Here is a 13,180-nt window from a genome sequence, read left to right as displayed (position 1 = left end):
TGCACTCCCCCTCCAGCTGTGCCCCAGGTGGGACTCGAACCCACAACACGCGGATTTTAAGTCCGCTGCCTCTGCCAATTGGGCTACTGGGGCGCCCGCACCATGGTATCCCAGCTAGAGCCCTTGGAATGGCGCGGCATAGCGGAAGGTTCCCCGGACGTCGTCGGGCCATCCCGGGAGCGGCAGCAGCTGGAAGTGCTCGCCCCATGCCGCTTCAGGCGGCTCCACGCCCAAACTGGTGGCCGGCACATAGCCGAACCGAGGGTAGTAGAGAGGACTGCCAAGGAGGGCGATCCCGGGCTCCCCGGCCGCCGTGGCCCGGGCGGCAGTCTCGCGCATGAGGGCCGAGCCAATCCCCCGGCGCTGCAAGGTAGGCTCGACGCCGATCGGGCCCAGGGCCACCAAACCGAACCCGCCGATCCAGCCACGCGTGCTGATCGCGTGGCCCACGATGTCGCCACCGATCTCCGCGACGATGCTCAACTCCGGAATGTACTCGTCGCACTCGAAGAGTTCGCGGAGCAATCCCACCTCGACGGGAGTCCCCTCCACCGGCTGCCCGGTCACGGGAGACACGGAAAACGCCCGGGCGGTTAACTCCAGGATCTCCGGGCGGTCCTCCGGCTGCTCGGAACGCAGGACAACACCCCGGGTGAGGAGGCGCAGCACGTCCATGGCGCGACCTGCCTCAGCGACGGGCACCAGCAGATGGTCGTGATGGAATCCCGCGAGGACGTTGCAGCTGATGCCCGCGTGGGTCAACGCGGCACTCACGGCAGCCGTGAGCCCCACGGCCTCCAGCGCCGAGTGGATCTGCAACGTAATCCACGTGGCGACGAAATCGTAGCTCAGGCCAAGCTTGTCCGCCTCGGCCCTGGGCAGCACCACGGTCAGTCCCTCCGCTTCGCGCACGGCAGCTTCAATGTTCCCCTCAAGGGCACGGCCGTGCGGCCACAGGGCGTACACAAAGTCGCCCTCTCGCGCCACGGGATGCATGGATTCCAGGAGGGTTTTCAAGTCGGTTTCACCGGGCATGGCAACAGTCTAGGGTGACGTGACAACCTCACCCCATGAGGCGGCAGCCCAAAGGCGTCAAACGTCGACGGCGGCCGTCCCCTTGTGGGGAGCAGCCGCCGTCGCGATTGGACTACTTGAGCTACTTGGCGTTGGCCGCGACCGGAGTCTTGGCCTCCTCGGCAGCCGGCTTTGTTTCGGCCGGTGCCGGCGCCGGGGCAGCGGCAGGCTTGGGGGCCGGCGTCGCTGCAGCCACAAAGGCGCCGCGCGGGTTGTCGAGGTCCATCAGCTGCGTGGTGTCGCGGCCTGCGAAGAAGGACAGGATCCAGCCGAAGATCACGCGGAACTTGCGCTCCACCGTAGGCATGGCCATGCCGTGGTAGCCACGGTGTGCCAGCCATGCGAGCCCGCCCTTGAGGCCGATGCGGCCCAGCAGGTTGATGTTGGCGACACCCTTCCACTCGCCGAAGCCGGCAACAGCACCAAGGTTCTTGTGCTTGTAGTCGTGCAGCGGCTTGTCCCAACGGGAAGCCCACAGGTTCTTGGCGAGCTTCTTGGCCTGGCGAAGGGCGTGCTGGGCGTTCGGAACGCAGGTGCCGTCCGGCAGGCCCTTGCCCGTGAGGTCCGGGACAGCGGCGATGTCGCCGGCGGCCCAGGCGTTCTCGATAATGCCTTCGTCGCCCGCGATGCGCAGGTCCGGAAGGACGCGTACGCGGCCGCGGGGCTCCAGCGGGAAGTCCGTGGAGCGGATCATCGGGTTGGCCTGCACACCGGCAGCCCACACCAGGGTGTCGGCTTCAACTTCACCGGCAGAGGTCTTGTCCGGAAGGTTGATGAGCTTGAGGTTGCCCTCAGCGCTGTCGAGGGAGGTGTTGAGCAGGACCTCGATGCCGCGGCTGCGGAGGTGCTCCACAACCCATTCTGCCTGGGAAGCGGTGACCTCGGGCATGATGCGTCCCATGGCCTCGACCAGGACGAAGCGGACTTCTTCCTGGCGGATGCGCGGGTTGTTGCGAACCGCTGCGCGGGCAAGGTCTTCCATCTCCGTGAGGCACTCGATGCCGGCAAAACCGCCACCGACAACCACGAAGGTGAGTGCCTTTGCGCGTGCTGCGGGATCGGTCATGGTGGAAGCGGTTTCGATGCGCTCCAGCACCTTGTTGCGGAGCGCAACGGCTTCTTCGATGGTCTTCAGGCCGATGCCCTTGTCGGCAAGTCCCTTGATGGGGAACGTGCGGGTGATGGCACCCGCGGCGATCACGACGTCGAAGTACGGAACCTCGAACGGCGCGCCGCCATCGGAGGGGGCAACCACTGCCGTGCGGTTGGCGTGGTCGATGCTGGTGACGCGGCCCTGGATGAGCTCAGTCTGCTTGAGGTGCTGGCGGTGGGAGACGACGGCGTGGCGTGCCTCGATGTTGCCACCAGCCACTTCCGGAAGGAACGGCTGGTAAGTCATGTAGGGCAGCGGATCCACGACGGTGACGATGCCACCTGCATTCGCGATCTTCTTCTGCAGTTTGAGGGCTACGTACAGGCCGACGTAGCCGCCGCCGACGACGAGAACCCGGGGACGGTCAATGAGCTCTGGGGTGGTTGCCATGAGACCAGAGTACAGTACTTTGTGAAAATCTTCACTAACTACTTCTTGGCGGGCGGATCAACCGCCTCCAGCACTCCTGTTTCCGCCTCGTCGGACGCGGAAGCCGACGACTTCGCGACCCTCCGCAATTGAATGGCCGCCCCTGTCACAAGCACGGCAAAAAGGCCCCCGAATCCTAGGACCACGGCTGCTGGAAGGGCATCATCCACGTGCGTGGGAGTCTTTGCCACCGGCACGGTGGGATCGGCAAGGGTAGGCGGTGCACTGGTGGGGCTGGCAACGGGTGCTTGGGAGGGCGTACTGAAGTCTCCCCGCCGGTGAACGCGGATCCAGTCCGCGATGGATCCCAAGGGATTGCTGCCGGCCTTCGGGACGTCCTCCTTCAAGGCAGCCTCGGCGTTGAGGATGCCATAGCCGTAGAGGGGGTCTTTCCCCGGAGCTCCAGCATCCTCGGCCGTGCTGACGATCCTGTTGATGACCTCGCTCGCGCTCAGCTCAGGCCACTTCGCCCGGATCAGCGCAGCCACGCCGGAAACAATCGGCGCAGCCCCTGATGTTCCGGCCCACTCCGCATAACCGCCCCCGGGGACACCGCCCACGAGGTTCTCTGCGGGGGCCGCAACACCAATGCTGATCCCCTGGGACGAGGAATCCACGCTGGCGCGTCCCTCGCCGTCCAGTCCTGCCACGGTGAGGACGCCGGGAATCGTCGCGGGAGCGCCCACCTGGACGTTGCCCCCCACCCGGTTGCCCGCCGCGGCCACGATCACAACGTCCTTCTGCTCCGCGTACAGGAATGCCGCGTCCCAACTCTGGGGCCAGACAGGCGACGTACTGCCGAGGGAAATGTTAATGACCTTGGCGCCGTTGTCCACGGCCCAACGGACGGCGTCGGGAATTTGCTCCTGGTCTGTCTTACCGCCCGGGTTCGGCGAACCGAGCCACGTCGAGACAGCGAGGATCTGCGCTTCCGGCGCCACACCGACAATGCCGTCCGGCCCTCCGGCGGGAGGAACGGTTGTCGGAACGACGGGAGCCGCGCTGGCCGACGGCGACGCCGTGGGCGTCGTGTGCCCGCGTCCGGCCAACATGGTGGCTACCAGCGTTCCGTGCTCCGTCTTGGCACCAATGCTCTTCTGCCCGTTCGGGGCACCGGCACCGGACACGTCCGTTCCACCCACCACGACACCCTTCAGGTCCGGGTGTTCGCCGTCAATGCCGCTGTCGATGACGGCAACCTTCACACCTGCGCCTTTGGACACTTGCCAGGCGTTGGTAATTCCGGCTTCCTTGAGCCAGTACTCCTTGTCCCGCCAAGAGTCGGCCATGGCTGCCGGCGCGGTGAACAACGCTCCCGCCAGCGAACCGCCGGCCAGGAAGGTGGCGAGGGCACCGGACAGCGCGCGGTGGTGTCGCAAAGTCATGCAGAGTCCCGGATACTCAGGGCTATGCCGTCAAGGATGTCGTGCTCGCTCGCGACCGCGCCGCTGATGGCACCGTTGCTGACATCCGCCAGGCGCGCAAGGATGCGCCTCCACACGAGGGCTCCGGCTCCGATAACGTCCACACGACCCGGGTGCATGTAGGGCAGGGTTGCCCGTTCCGCGCGACTCATTTCCATGAGGCTGGTGGCGGCGTCGCTGATGGTTTCCAGATCCAGGTAGGAACCATGGATCCTGTTGGGCTGGTATTCGCTCAGGCCCAGCGCATGCGCGGTGATGGTAGTAACGGACCCCGCTACGCCAACCACGGCTGTGGTGCGGTCCAACGGAACCGTTTCCGCCACCAGCTCCAGGGCGGCATCGACGTCGGCCTCTGCTGCGGCGATCTGCGCCGCCGTGGGCGGGTCGCTGCGGAGGTGTCGTTCAGTGAGCCGCACGCAGCCGATGTCGACGGACCGCGCAGCGATGACGCCGCGGGAGTCGCCCAGGACGAATTCCGTGCTGCCGCCGCCAAGGTCCACCACGAGGATGGCGTCCTGCCCTTTCGCGGGGAGGACGCTGCTGGCGCCGGCGAACGAGAGTGCGGCTTCTTCATCTCCGGAAATGACTTCCGGTTCAACGCCGAGCAGTTCGCGGATGCCATCCACGAACACCTGCCGGTTGCGGGCATCCCGGGTGGCCGAGGTAGCGGCAAAACGCACGCGTTCTGCGCCATGGTGCCGGATAAGTTCGGCATAGTCCCGGGTGGCCGCGAAAGTGCGCTCCAGGGCGTCGGGGGCAAGCTCGCCGGTGGCATCCACGCCCTGCCCCAGGCGAACCACGCGCATTTCACGCACGACGTCGGCCAACGGTGCTGTGCCGCTGTTGGCGGAGGCATCCGCAATCAGCAGACGGATGGAGTTGGTACCGCAATCGATGGCGGCTACGCGGCTCATGCGCCCTCCCCTGGCTCACCGTTGGAACCGGCTTTCGACTTCCGGACGGGAGCAGGGCGTCCCACGATATCCGGCAAGCCCTGGGGGCCATGCCGGCTCAGGTCCCGGGAGGGAGCCTCTCCGGCGGTATCCCACGCACCGTCGCAGTAGCAGCGATCCTTGGTCCACCATTCGGCGATTGCTTCCAAAGCCTCATCGCCGAGCGGGTTGACGCCCGGTCCGGCTGCCAGGGAGTGTCCCACCAGGACGTGCAGGCATTTGACGCGGGTGGGCATGCCACCTGCTGAGATCCCTGCGATCTCCGGCACAGCACCGGTTCCTGAGCGTTCGGCGATCTCGTTGCGGGCCTGCAAGTAGGCCTCGTGGGCACCGCGGTATGCGCCGGCCAGTTCCTCGTCCGCAACAAGGCGGTCGTTCATCTCGTTCATGAGCCCGCCGGCTTCCAGCCGCGACACTGCGGATGTGATGACCGGGTGCGTCAGGTAGAACGTTGTGGGAAACGGTGTTCCGTTGCTGAGCCGGGGAGCCGTCGCGGCGACCAACGGGTTGCCGCACACGCAGCGCGCGGGAATTTCAACGACGTCCCGCACAGGCCTGCCAAGTTGGCGGCTGAGGACGTCCAGGTCATGTGCCGATGGCTGGCGGGATTCCTGCGGCACGGCGGCCGTGTTCTCTTCCACTTGCGCTGCCAACCTTCCTGCCCTTGTTGTCGCGACCCGTCAGGGCACGACGGCGGCGGGCACCGCGTCTAGTCTGTTGCCGATCGTCTGATGGACTCCCAAAGCGCATCCACCCAGGGCAGGTTTGCCGGGTTTGCAGATGATCCGGAGCCGGTGCGGCCCCCAGGAGTACCAGCGGCTTCTTCCCCGCCAAATACCCAGTAACCCGTTTCACCCGGCATAACCATGTTAATGCGGTCACGGGCCTGCTGTTTCACGTAGTTGGGGTCCTGCCACCGGGAAAGCTGCTTGTTGAGCTCCGCCTGCTCTGCTTTCCTGCTGGCAATCTCGGCCTCCAGTGCCGAGATTTCGGCCCGCTTCTCAAGGAAGATCCGGACCGTCGGGGCCAACATGATGGTGATCGCAATCATGACGACAGCGAGGGCCAACATTCGTCCTGAGAAGGCTTTGGCGGGTACCGGATCGGAGTCGTGCGCCTCCCGTGTGGAAGGCTCCGCTGCCCTGCTGCCCGGTTTTCCGGGCACCTGCTTTGATTTCCTGGCCGCGGACGCGGACGCACTTCCGGGAGTCTTTGCGGTGTTGCCCGCCGGCTTGGAGGCTCCGCTGCGCGCCGCGCCGGTGCCGCCCGCCGCCGTCGACGATTCAGCTGAGGTGCGGCCGGCACCAAACTCGGCCTTAATGACGTCGGCGCCGGCGTTCTCCCGCGAAGCCGCGGTGCCGCTCGAACCGGAGGGACGGCCCGAACCGGACGGGCGACCCAGGGCGTCGGCCCTGGGAACCTTTGGACGACGGGTGGCCATGACACTCCTGTAATGCCCGGTGCTTGCCTGGCGGTTGCTGCGCTTGCCCTGCGCCTGACGAAAACGTGCGTTGATCCTGCGGAGCCCGCGGTTCGGCAGGCAAGCGTTAAACAGAACCGGTGGCTATGGTCATTTCCACCATAGCCACCGGCCAGCTGTTTTCGCGGAAGGTTAGCCCTTGAAACGCGGGAAGGCGCTGCGGCCGGCGTAGCGTGCGGCGTCGTCGAGTTCCTCTTCGATGCGCAGCAACTGGTTGTACTTGGCTACGCGCTCGGAGCGGGCCGGGGCACCGGTCTTGATCTGGCCTGCGTTGGTGGCAACCGAGATGTCAGCAATGGTGGTGTCCTCGGTCTCGCCGGAGCGGTGCGAGGTGATGGTGGTGTAGCCGGAGCGCTGGGCCAGGGAAACGGCGTCCAGCGTCTCGGTCAGGGAACCGATCTGGTTGACCTTGACCAGCAGGGAGTTGGCCGTTGTGGCGTCGATGCCCTGCTGCAGGCGGACCGGGTTGGTGACGAAGAGGTCGTCGCCAACCAGCTGGACCTTGTCGCCGATGGTGTCGGTGAGGGTCTTCCAGCCGTCCCAGTCGTTCTCGTCCAACGGGTCCTCGATGGAAACCAGCGGGTAGTCGGCAACCAGCTCTGCGTAGTAGGCGCTCATCTCGGCAGAGGACAGGGATTTGCCTTCGAACTGGTAGGTGCCGTCCTTGTAGAACTCGGAGGAAGCAACATCCAGGGCCAGGGCGATGTCGGTGCCCGGGGTGTAGCCGGCGTTCTTGATGGCTTCCTGGATCAGGTCCAGTGCAGCGCGGTTGGAGGGCAGGTTCGGAGCGAAGCCGCCTTCGTCGCCCAGGCCGGTGGAGAGACCCTTCTCCTTCAGGACGGACTTGAGGTTGTGGTAGACCTCAACGCCCCAGCGCAGGCCTTCGGAGAAGGTCTCGGCGCCGATCGGGGCGATCATGAATTCCTGGATGTCCACATCGGAGTCGGCGTGGGAGCCACCGTTGAGGATGTTCATCAGCGGCACGGGGAGGACGTGTGCGTTCGGGCCACCGAGGTACTTGTACAGCGGCAGGTCCGAGGAAGCAGCAGCAGCGTTGGCCACGGCCAGGGAAACGCCGAGGATGGCGTTGGCGCCGAGCTTGCTCTTGTTCGGGGTGCCGTCGAGGTCGATCATGGCCTGGTCGATGCTGCGCTGGTCCGTGGCGTCGAACCCGATCAGGGCCGGGGAGATTTCGTCGATGACTGCGTCAACGGCCTTCTGGACACCCTTGCCGAGGTAACGGCCCTTGTCGCCGTCGCGAAGCTCAACAGCCTCGTGCTCGCCGGTGGAAGCACCGGAGGGAACTGCTGCGCGGCCGATCTGGCCGTCGGAGAGCAGAACCTCAACTTCTACGGTCGGGTTTCCGCGGGAGTCAAGGATTTCGCGGGCGTGGATGGCATCGATAAGCGCCATGGATGTGCTCCTTATGGGCGATTTACAGGAATCTGGAGAGAAGGTCTCGACGTCCTCGTCGCTACTAGCGTAGTCGAGAGTGGCTTAGGTTACGGAACGGCTTCCAATGACTCACGTCATGAACGAGGCCCTTGGCCGTCCTGGAACGCACGGACAGCTTTTCGGAGGGCCCGCTCGGCGTCGAGTCCCCGGGCTTGCGCACCGGCCACGACGGCAAGCAGCAACTCCCCCAGCGCCTCTTCCGAGGCCGGGTGGACGGAAAGCCCGACGTCGGACGCGAGCCTTTCGGCGTCCACCGGCAGTCCCGCACGGGCCGCCCTGTCGACGGTCTTTTGGGCACCGACGAGCGCCGGCAGGTGGGGCGGAATCCCTTCGAAAGGATCAGCGCGTTCAGGTTTCTCGGCCCGCTTCACTGCGTCCCATTTCAGGACGATCTCCTCTACCGTGGCAGGGAACGTCTCCTGCAGGGAACCGTCGGATTTGAAGACATGGGGGTTCCGCCGAACCATCTTGGCGTTGATCCCCCGGGCCACGGCATCAAAATCGAAGCTGCCGCGCTCCTCGGCGAGCCGGGCGTGCAGCACTACCTGGAGCAGCACGTCACCCAGCTCGCCGCGTAGTTCTTCGTCCATGGCCGCGGAGCCTGCAGGGCCGCCGGCTTCGATCGAATCGACAACCTCGTAGGCTTCCTCGATCAAGTACTCCACCAGGGACTCATGCGTGAGGGCGCCCATCCAAGGGCAGTGCTCGCGCAAGGCAGCGATCGTCCCCAGCAACAAATCAATGCCAGGACCGTCGGCCCGGGAAGTCTGAGGCAGCCCCGGGTCAGCCGAGGTTGGCGTAGGCATCGTTGATGTACTCGACCAAAGCCTCCCGCTCATCCAACGGCAGGAAGGCTGCCTCCGCGGCGTTGAGCGTCAATTCGAGGAGATCGTCCAGATCGTAGTCAAAGGTTTCCACCAGGAGCTCGAACTCATCCGTAAGGCTGACACCGCTCATCAGACGGTTGTCCGTGTTGATGGTCACGTTGAACCCGAGTTGGAAGAGCATGTCCAGCGGGTGGCTTTCAATGCCTTCGCCGAAGTTGGCGATGGCCCCTGTCTGGAGGTTGGACGACGGGCACACTTCCAGGGCGATTCCGCGGTCGCGCACCCAGGCGGCCACGCCGCCGAGCGTCACCATGCCAACCGTGCCCTCGCCGTCGTCGTCTGCGTTGTCCTCAAACTCCACTGTGATGTCCTCAGCGATCCGGACACCGTGGCCCAGGCGCAGCGCCCGGCCGTCCACCAATGCCGACTGGATGCTGTCCAGCCCGGCCGCCTCACCGGCGTGGACGGTTGCGGGGAAGTTGTTTTCCGCAAGGTACGTGAAGGCGTCCTTGAAGCGGGAGGGCAGGAAACCGTCTTCGGCGCCGGCGATGTCGAAGCCGACCGCTCCCTTGCCCCGGTGGCGCACGGCCAGTTCGGCGATCTCCTGGCCGCGATCGGCGTGGCGCATGGCAGTGATGAGCTGGCCCACTTGGATCTGCTGGCCGCGTTCTTCAGCGGCGTTTACTCCGGCTTCAAGTCCGGCCTGGACGGCTTCCACCGCTTCGTCCAGGGTCAAGCCCTTCTGGAGGTGCTGTTCGGGTGCCCACCTGACTTCGCCGTACACAACGCCGTCCTCGGCGAGGTCCTCAACGAATTCCTTGGCCACACGGAACAGCCCTTCTTTGGTCTGCATGACGGCCACTGTATGGTCGAACGTCTCCAGGTACCGCACCAAGGAGCCGGAGTCAGCGGATTCACGGAACCATTCACCCAGCGCCACAGGATCTGTGGACGGCAGCGTGTGGCCGACGGCTTCGGCGAGCTCGATGATGGTGGAGGGCCGCAGTCCCCCGTCCAGATGGTCGTGCAGGGAAACTTTGGGCAGGCTCTTCAGGTCGAAGTCGAGGGCAGGGGCAGCATCAACAATAGGCTCAGTCACAGACTAAGACTAGCGCGGGTGCCTAGCCGGCAGGCTTGGAAACGTCGACGGCGGCAACCGCCCTTTCGGCAGGGTCCACCATGGGTGCCTCAGCACTTGTGGCCACAGCCCTGGCGACGTCCTTCTTCTCCAGGTACTTGTGCCACCACCGCAGGGCGTGATCCACCACGATGCCAAGGAGCACCGCGAACGCTACAGCTATGCCCACACCGAGCAGCGGGTTGTTGTGGACCCACTGGCCAGCCAGGAGACCAATACCAATCGAGTAGCCAACCCAGGTGATGCAGGCAAAGGCGTCCAGCCAGAAGAACGTACGGTGGCGGAATCCGGTCTGCCCGGCAACATAGTTCACAGCGACGCGGCCCCACGGAATGTAGCGGGCCGTGAAGATCAGGACGGCGCCGCGCTTGTCGAGCTCGTACTGGGCCCAGGCGAACATCTTCTGGACCTTGGGACGGCGCATCCACCTCCACCGGGTGAGGCCGATCTTGCGCCCCAGCAGATAGGCCATGTTGTCCCCGGCCATGGCGCCGATCAGGGCCGTGGTGCCAAGGATCCACAGATTGGGCTCCCCGCTGTGAAGGTACAGCGCCGAGAGCCCGACAATTGCTGTTTCGCTGGGAAGGATGGTGGCAAATCCGTCAATGAAGAAGAAGACCAGGAGTACCGGGTATATCCAAGGCTGCCCGGCTGCATGCTCGAGCATTTCGTTCAAAAACTCCACGCGGCGGTAGCTCCTAGGCGAGTATGACTTGACACTGTGACGGAAGTCGCTCTTAGTGTCCCATGGCCGGGACGTCGTTCGCTACGCCCCAGCCTCGGGATCACCAAGTTAACGCTAGTCGTGGCGTGCCGGTTCCGCCGTCAACCCGCGGAGTGATCTTGCGGTCTCCCCCGGGTCATACCATGGGTGGAGGCGGGGCTTCCTCTTCGGTGGCGTTCTTGCTGTCTTCGAGGTTCTTTTGTTCCAAGGGCGTCGAGCCGCGGAGCTTGCTGATGATGCGGTCGATAATGATCCCCAAGATGACCGCCACCACGATCGCGATGACCGCGCCCAGCAAGTGGTTGTTCTCGAACCAGACCCCGAAGAAGTAGCCCAGCACCACCGAATAGCTGGCCCACAGGATGGCCGACACTGCGGTGAGGGCGACGAAGCGGCGGTGGTGGAAGTGAGTGGCTCCGGCCGTCAGGTTCACCGCCACCCGGCCGATCGGGATGAACCGCGCCACCAGGATGAGCGAGGCCGACCGTCGTCGTAGTTCCTTGCCGGCCCAGCGGAAGGCGCCTTGCATGCGCTGGGTCCGCATCCAGCGCCACCGCTGAATCCCGATCCGCCGTCCGATGATGTACGCGATGTTGTCCCCCGAGAACGCACCCAAGGCAGCCATCACGGCAAGCAACCATACGTTGGGTGAACCGCCGCTGCCCGAGACCGCGCTCAGGCCCACCACCACGGATTCGCTGGGAATGGGCGGGAAGAAGCCATCAATGACACAGCAAGCCAGCACAATGAACAGCACCCAGGGCTGCTCCGCCGCGGCGAGAATGAAATCGTTGATGGCCTGCACGGTTTACAAGCCTAGGCGATCCTGTCGATGATCAGCTGATGCGCCGGACGTGAACCCTCCGGAGCGATCACCACGGCTTCCCGGAGCGCTTCCTTGGCCCGATCGAATTTCTCCGGAGTGTCCGTCAGGAGTGTCATGAGCGGTTCCCCTGCCCGCACCAGCGCCCCCGGCTTTGCATGGAGCCGCACGCCGGCGCCGGCTTGGACCTGGTCCTCCTTGCGTGCACGGCCTGCGCCGAGGCGCCAGGCGGCGATCCCCACGGAGAGTGCATCGAGTTCCAGCAGGACGCCGTCAGCCGGAGCATAGACCACCTCGGATTCCTTGGCCACGGGGAGTGCCGCGCGGGGATCTCCACCCTGCGCTTCAATCATCCTGTTCCACACGTCCATGGCCCGTCCGTCCTTGAGGGCAGCCGCGGGATCGGCGTCGTGGACGCCGGCGCCTGCCAGCATTTCTTCGGCCAGGCGGACGGTCAGTTCGACGACGTCTTCCGGACCACCGCCCGCGAGCACCTCGACCGACTCTTCAACTTCGATCGCGTTTCCTGCGGTCAGGCCGAGCGGCGTGGACATGTCCGTCATGAGCGCAACGGTGTGCACACCGGCGTCCTTGCCCAAAGCGACCATCGTCTCGGCGAGCTCACGGGCCTTTGCCTCGTCCTTCATGAACGCACCCGAGCCCACCTTGACGTCAAGGACCAGGGAGCCCGTGCCTTCCGCGATCTTCTTGCTCATGATCGAGGACGCAATGAGGGGGATGGCTTCCACGGTCCCCGTCACGTCGCGCAAGGCGTAGAGCTTCTTGTCGGCCGGCGCCAAGCCCGAACCTGCGGCACAGATAACCGCCCCGACGTCCTGCAGTTGGGCCATGATTTCGTCGTTGCTGAGGTTCGCCCGCCACCCCGGAATGGCTTCGAGCTTGTCCAAAGTACCGCCGGTGTGGCCAAGCCCGCGGCCCGAAAGCTGCGGAACGGCGACCCCGAAGACCGCCACCAGCGGGGCAAGCGGCAGCGTGATCTTATCCCCCACCCCGCCAGTGGAGTGCTTGTCGCTGGTAGCTTTCGTGCCGCCGTCGGGCGTCCTCAACGAAGAAAAGTCCATCCGCTCGCCCGAGGCGATCATCGCCTGGGTCCAGCGCGAAATTTCGGCACGGTCCATGCCATTGAGCAGGATGGCCATATTCAGGGCAGCCATTTGCTCATCGGCGATGACCCCGCGGGTGTAGGCGTCGATGGTCCAGTCAATTTGCTCCGGCGTCAGCGTGCCTTTGTCCCGCTTGATGGAAATGATCTGGACGGCATCGAACGCTTCTGTGCTGGTCACGTGGTTTCCTCCAGGTGTTCCGGACCGAAGGCGTCAGGAAGCACCTGGTCCATGGTTTTGATTCCCTGCGTGGTCATAAGCTGCATGCCGGGCGCCCTGAACTCATAAAGCAACTGCCGGCAACGGCCACACGGCATCAGGACATTGCCTTGGCCATCCACGCAATAGAACGCCGCCAACCGGCCGCCGCCGCTCATGTGCAACTGGCCCACCAAGGCGCATTCTGCACACAGCGTCAGGCCGTAACTGGCGTTCTCCACGTTGCAGCCGCTGATGATCCGCCCGTCCTCGGTGAGGGCAGCAGCCCCCACCGGGAATTTGGAGTAGGGCGCGTAGGCCCGTTCCATGGCTTGCTTCGCCGCATCCTCCAGCGCATGCCAATCGATAACGGGCATG

At 65.0% G+C, this 13,180-nt stretch carries 13 protein-coding genes and 1 tRNA gene; all 14 read right to left on the bottom strand.

The genetic code is table 11. The features are described 5' to 3' along the window. Positions 1 to 19 precede the first annotated feature (19 nt). Positions 20 to 93 (bottom strand) — tRNA-Leu (locus AB0N65_RS16275). A 21-nt stretch (positions 94 to 114) separates the two neighbouring features. Further along, the gene (locus tag AB0N65_RS16270; protein WP_364163759.1) at positions 115 to 1,035 is read right to left on the bottom strand and encodes an N-acetyltransferase; all 921 of its coding nucleotides are present in this window, start codon (positions 1,033 to 1,035) and stop codon (positions 115 to 117) included. Positions 1,036 to 1,156: 121 nt separating this feature from the next. Next, positions 1,157 to 2,617, bottom strand: a complete 1,461-nt coding sequence (locus AB0N65_RS16265) for an FAD-dependent oxidoreductase (protein WP_364163756.1) — start codon at positions 2,615 to 2,617, stop codon at positions 1,157 to 1,159. A 38-nt stretch (positions 2,618 to 2,655) separates the two neighbouring features. Continuing rightward, the gene (locus AB0N65_RS16260; protein WP_364163753.1) at positions 2,656 to 4,041 is read right to left on the bottom strand and encodes a S8 family serine peptidase; all 1,386 of its coding nucleotides are present in this window, start codon (positions 4,039 to 4,041) and stop codon (positions 2,656 to 2,658) included. Further along, a complete protein-coding gene (locus AB0N65_RS16255; protein WP_364163750.1) occupies positions 4,038 to 4,994 on the bottom strand; it encodes a Ppx/GppA phosphatase family protein in 957 nt (318 codons plus the stop codon). The genes AB0N65_RS16260 and AB0N65_RS16255 overlap by 4 nt, the downstream gene beginning before the upstream one ends. After that, a complete protein-coding gene (locus tag AB0N65_RS16250; RefSeq protein WP_364163747.1) occupies positions 4,991 to 5,674 on the bottom strand; it encodes a DUF501 domain-containing protein in 684 nt (227 codons plus the stop codon). Before AB0N65_RS16250 ends, AB0N65_RS16255 begins: the two co-directional genes overlap by 4 nt. 68 nt (positions 5,675 to 5,742) lie before the next feature. Continuing rightward, positions 5,743 to 6,474: a septum formation initiator family protein gene (locus tag AB0N65_RS16245; RefSeq protein WP_364163744.1), complete on the bottom strand. Its 732-nt coding sequence runs from the start codon at positions 6,472 to 6,474 to the stop codon at positions 5,743 to 5,745. 171 nt (positions 6,475 to 6,645) lie between these two features. Next, the gene (eno, locus tag AB0N65_RS16240) at positions 6,646 to 7,926 is read right to left on the bottom strand and encodes a phosphopyruvate hydratase (protein WP_364163741.1); all 1,281 of its coding nucleotides are present in this window, start codon (positions 7,924 to 7,926) and stop codon (positions 6,646 to 6,648) included. A gap of 116 nt (positions 7,927 to 8,042) precedes the next feature. Beyond that, on the bottom strand, positions 8,043 to 8,660 hold the full coding sequence (locus AB0N65_RS16235; protein WP_364163930.1) for a MazG nucleotide pyrophosphohydrolase domain-containing protein: 618 nt from the start codon (positions 8,658 to 8,660) through the stop codon (positions 8,043 to 8,045). A 91-nt stretch (positions 8,661 to 8,751) separates the two neighbouring features. Further along, complete coding sequence (locus AB0N65_RS16230) at positions 8,752 to 9,894, bottom strand: adenosine deaminase (protein ID WP_364163738.1); 1,143 nt, start codon at positions 9,892 to 9,894, stop codon at positions 8,752 to 8,754. Positions 9,895 to 9,916: 22 nt separating this feature from the next. Beyond that, positions 9,917 to 10,600, bottom strand: coding sequence for a DedA family protein (locus AB0N65_RS16225; RefSeq protein WP_364163927.1), 684 nt, complete (start codon positions 10,598 to 10,600; stop codon positions 9,917 to 9,919). Between the two features lie 193 nt (positions 10,601 to 10,793). After that, positions 10,794 to 11,462: a DedA family protein gene (locus AB0N65_RS16220; protein ID WP_364163735.1), complete on the bottom strand. Its 669-nt coding sequence runs from the start codon at positions 11,460 to 11,462 to the stop codon at positions 10,794 to 10,796. 11 nt (positions 11,463 to 11,473) lie between these two features. Next, positions 11,474 to 12,784, bottom strand: coding sequence for a thymidine phosphorylase (locus AB0N65_RS16215; RefSeq protein ID WP_364163732.1), 1,311 nt, complete (start codon positions 12,782 to 12,784; stop codon positions 11,474 to 11,476). Continuing rightward, positions 12,781 to 13,179, bottom strand: coding sequence for a cytidine deaminase (locus tag AB0N65_RS16210; protein ID WP_364163729.1), 399 nt, complete (start codon positions 13,177 to 13,179; stop codon positions 12,781 to 12,783). The genes AB0N65_RS16215 and AB0N65_RS16210 overlap by 4 nt, the downstream gene beginning before the upstream one ends. Position 13,180 lies beyond the last annotated feature (1 nt).

The organism is Paenarthrobacter sp. NPDC089322, assembly GCF_040684895.1.
Lineage (GTDB): Bacteria > Actinomycetota > Actinomycetes > Actinomycetales > Micrococcaceae > Arthrobacter.
The sequence above is the reverse complement of the archived record's forward strand: the minus strand, read 5'-3'. Positions and strand labels throughout refer to the sequence as shown.

What these genes read in the sequence shown, in the direction of transcription:
- AB0N65_RS16270 (WP_364163759.1), bottom strand. Translation starts at nt 1,035, where the DNA reads ATGCCCGGTGAAACCGACTTGAAAACCCTCCTGGAATCCATGCATCCC.
- AB0N65_RS16265 (WP_364163756.1), bottom strand. Translation starts at nt 2,617, where the DNA reads ATGGCAACCACCCCAGAGCTCATTGACCGTCCCCGGGTTCTCGTCGTC.
- AB0N65_RS16260 (WP_364163753.1), bottom strand. Translation starts at nt 4,041, where the DNA reads ATGACTTTGCGACACCACCGCGCGCTGTCCGGTGCCCTCGCCACCTTC.
- AB0N65_RS16255 (WP_364163750.1), bottom strand. Translation starts at nt 4,994, where the DNA reads ATGAGCCGCGTAGCCGCCATCGATTGCGGTACCAACTCCATCCGTCTG.
- AB0N65_RS16245 (WP_364163744.1), bottom strand. Translation starts at nt 6,474, where the DNA reads ATGGCCACCCGTCGTCCAAAGGTTCCCAGGGCCGACGCCCTGGGTCGC.
- eno (WP_364163741.1), bottom strand. Translation starts at nt 7,926, where the DNA reads ATGGCGCTTATCGATGCCATCCACGCCCGCGAAATCCTTGACTCCCGC.
- AB0N65_RS16235 (WP_364163930.1), bottom strand. Translation starts at nt 8,660, where the DNA reads ATGGGCGCCCTCACGCATGAGTCCCTGGTGGAGTACTTGATCGAGGAA.
- AB0N65_RS16225 (WP_364163927.1), bottom strand. Translation starts at nt 10,600, where the DNA reads ATGCTCGAGCATGCAGCCGGGCAGCCTTGGATATACCCGGTACTCCTG.
- AB0N65_RS16210 (WP_364163729.1), bottom strand. Translation starts at nt 13,179, where the DNA reads ATGCCCGTTATCGATTGGCATGCGCTGGAGGATGCGGCGAAGCAAGCC.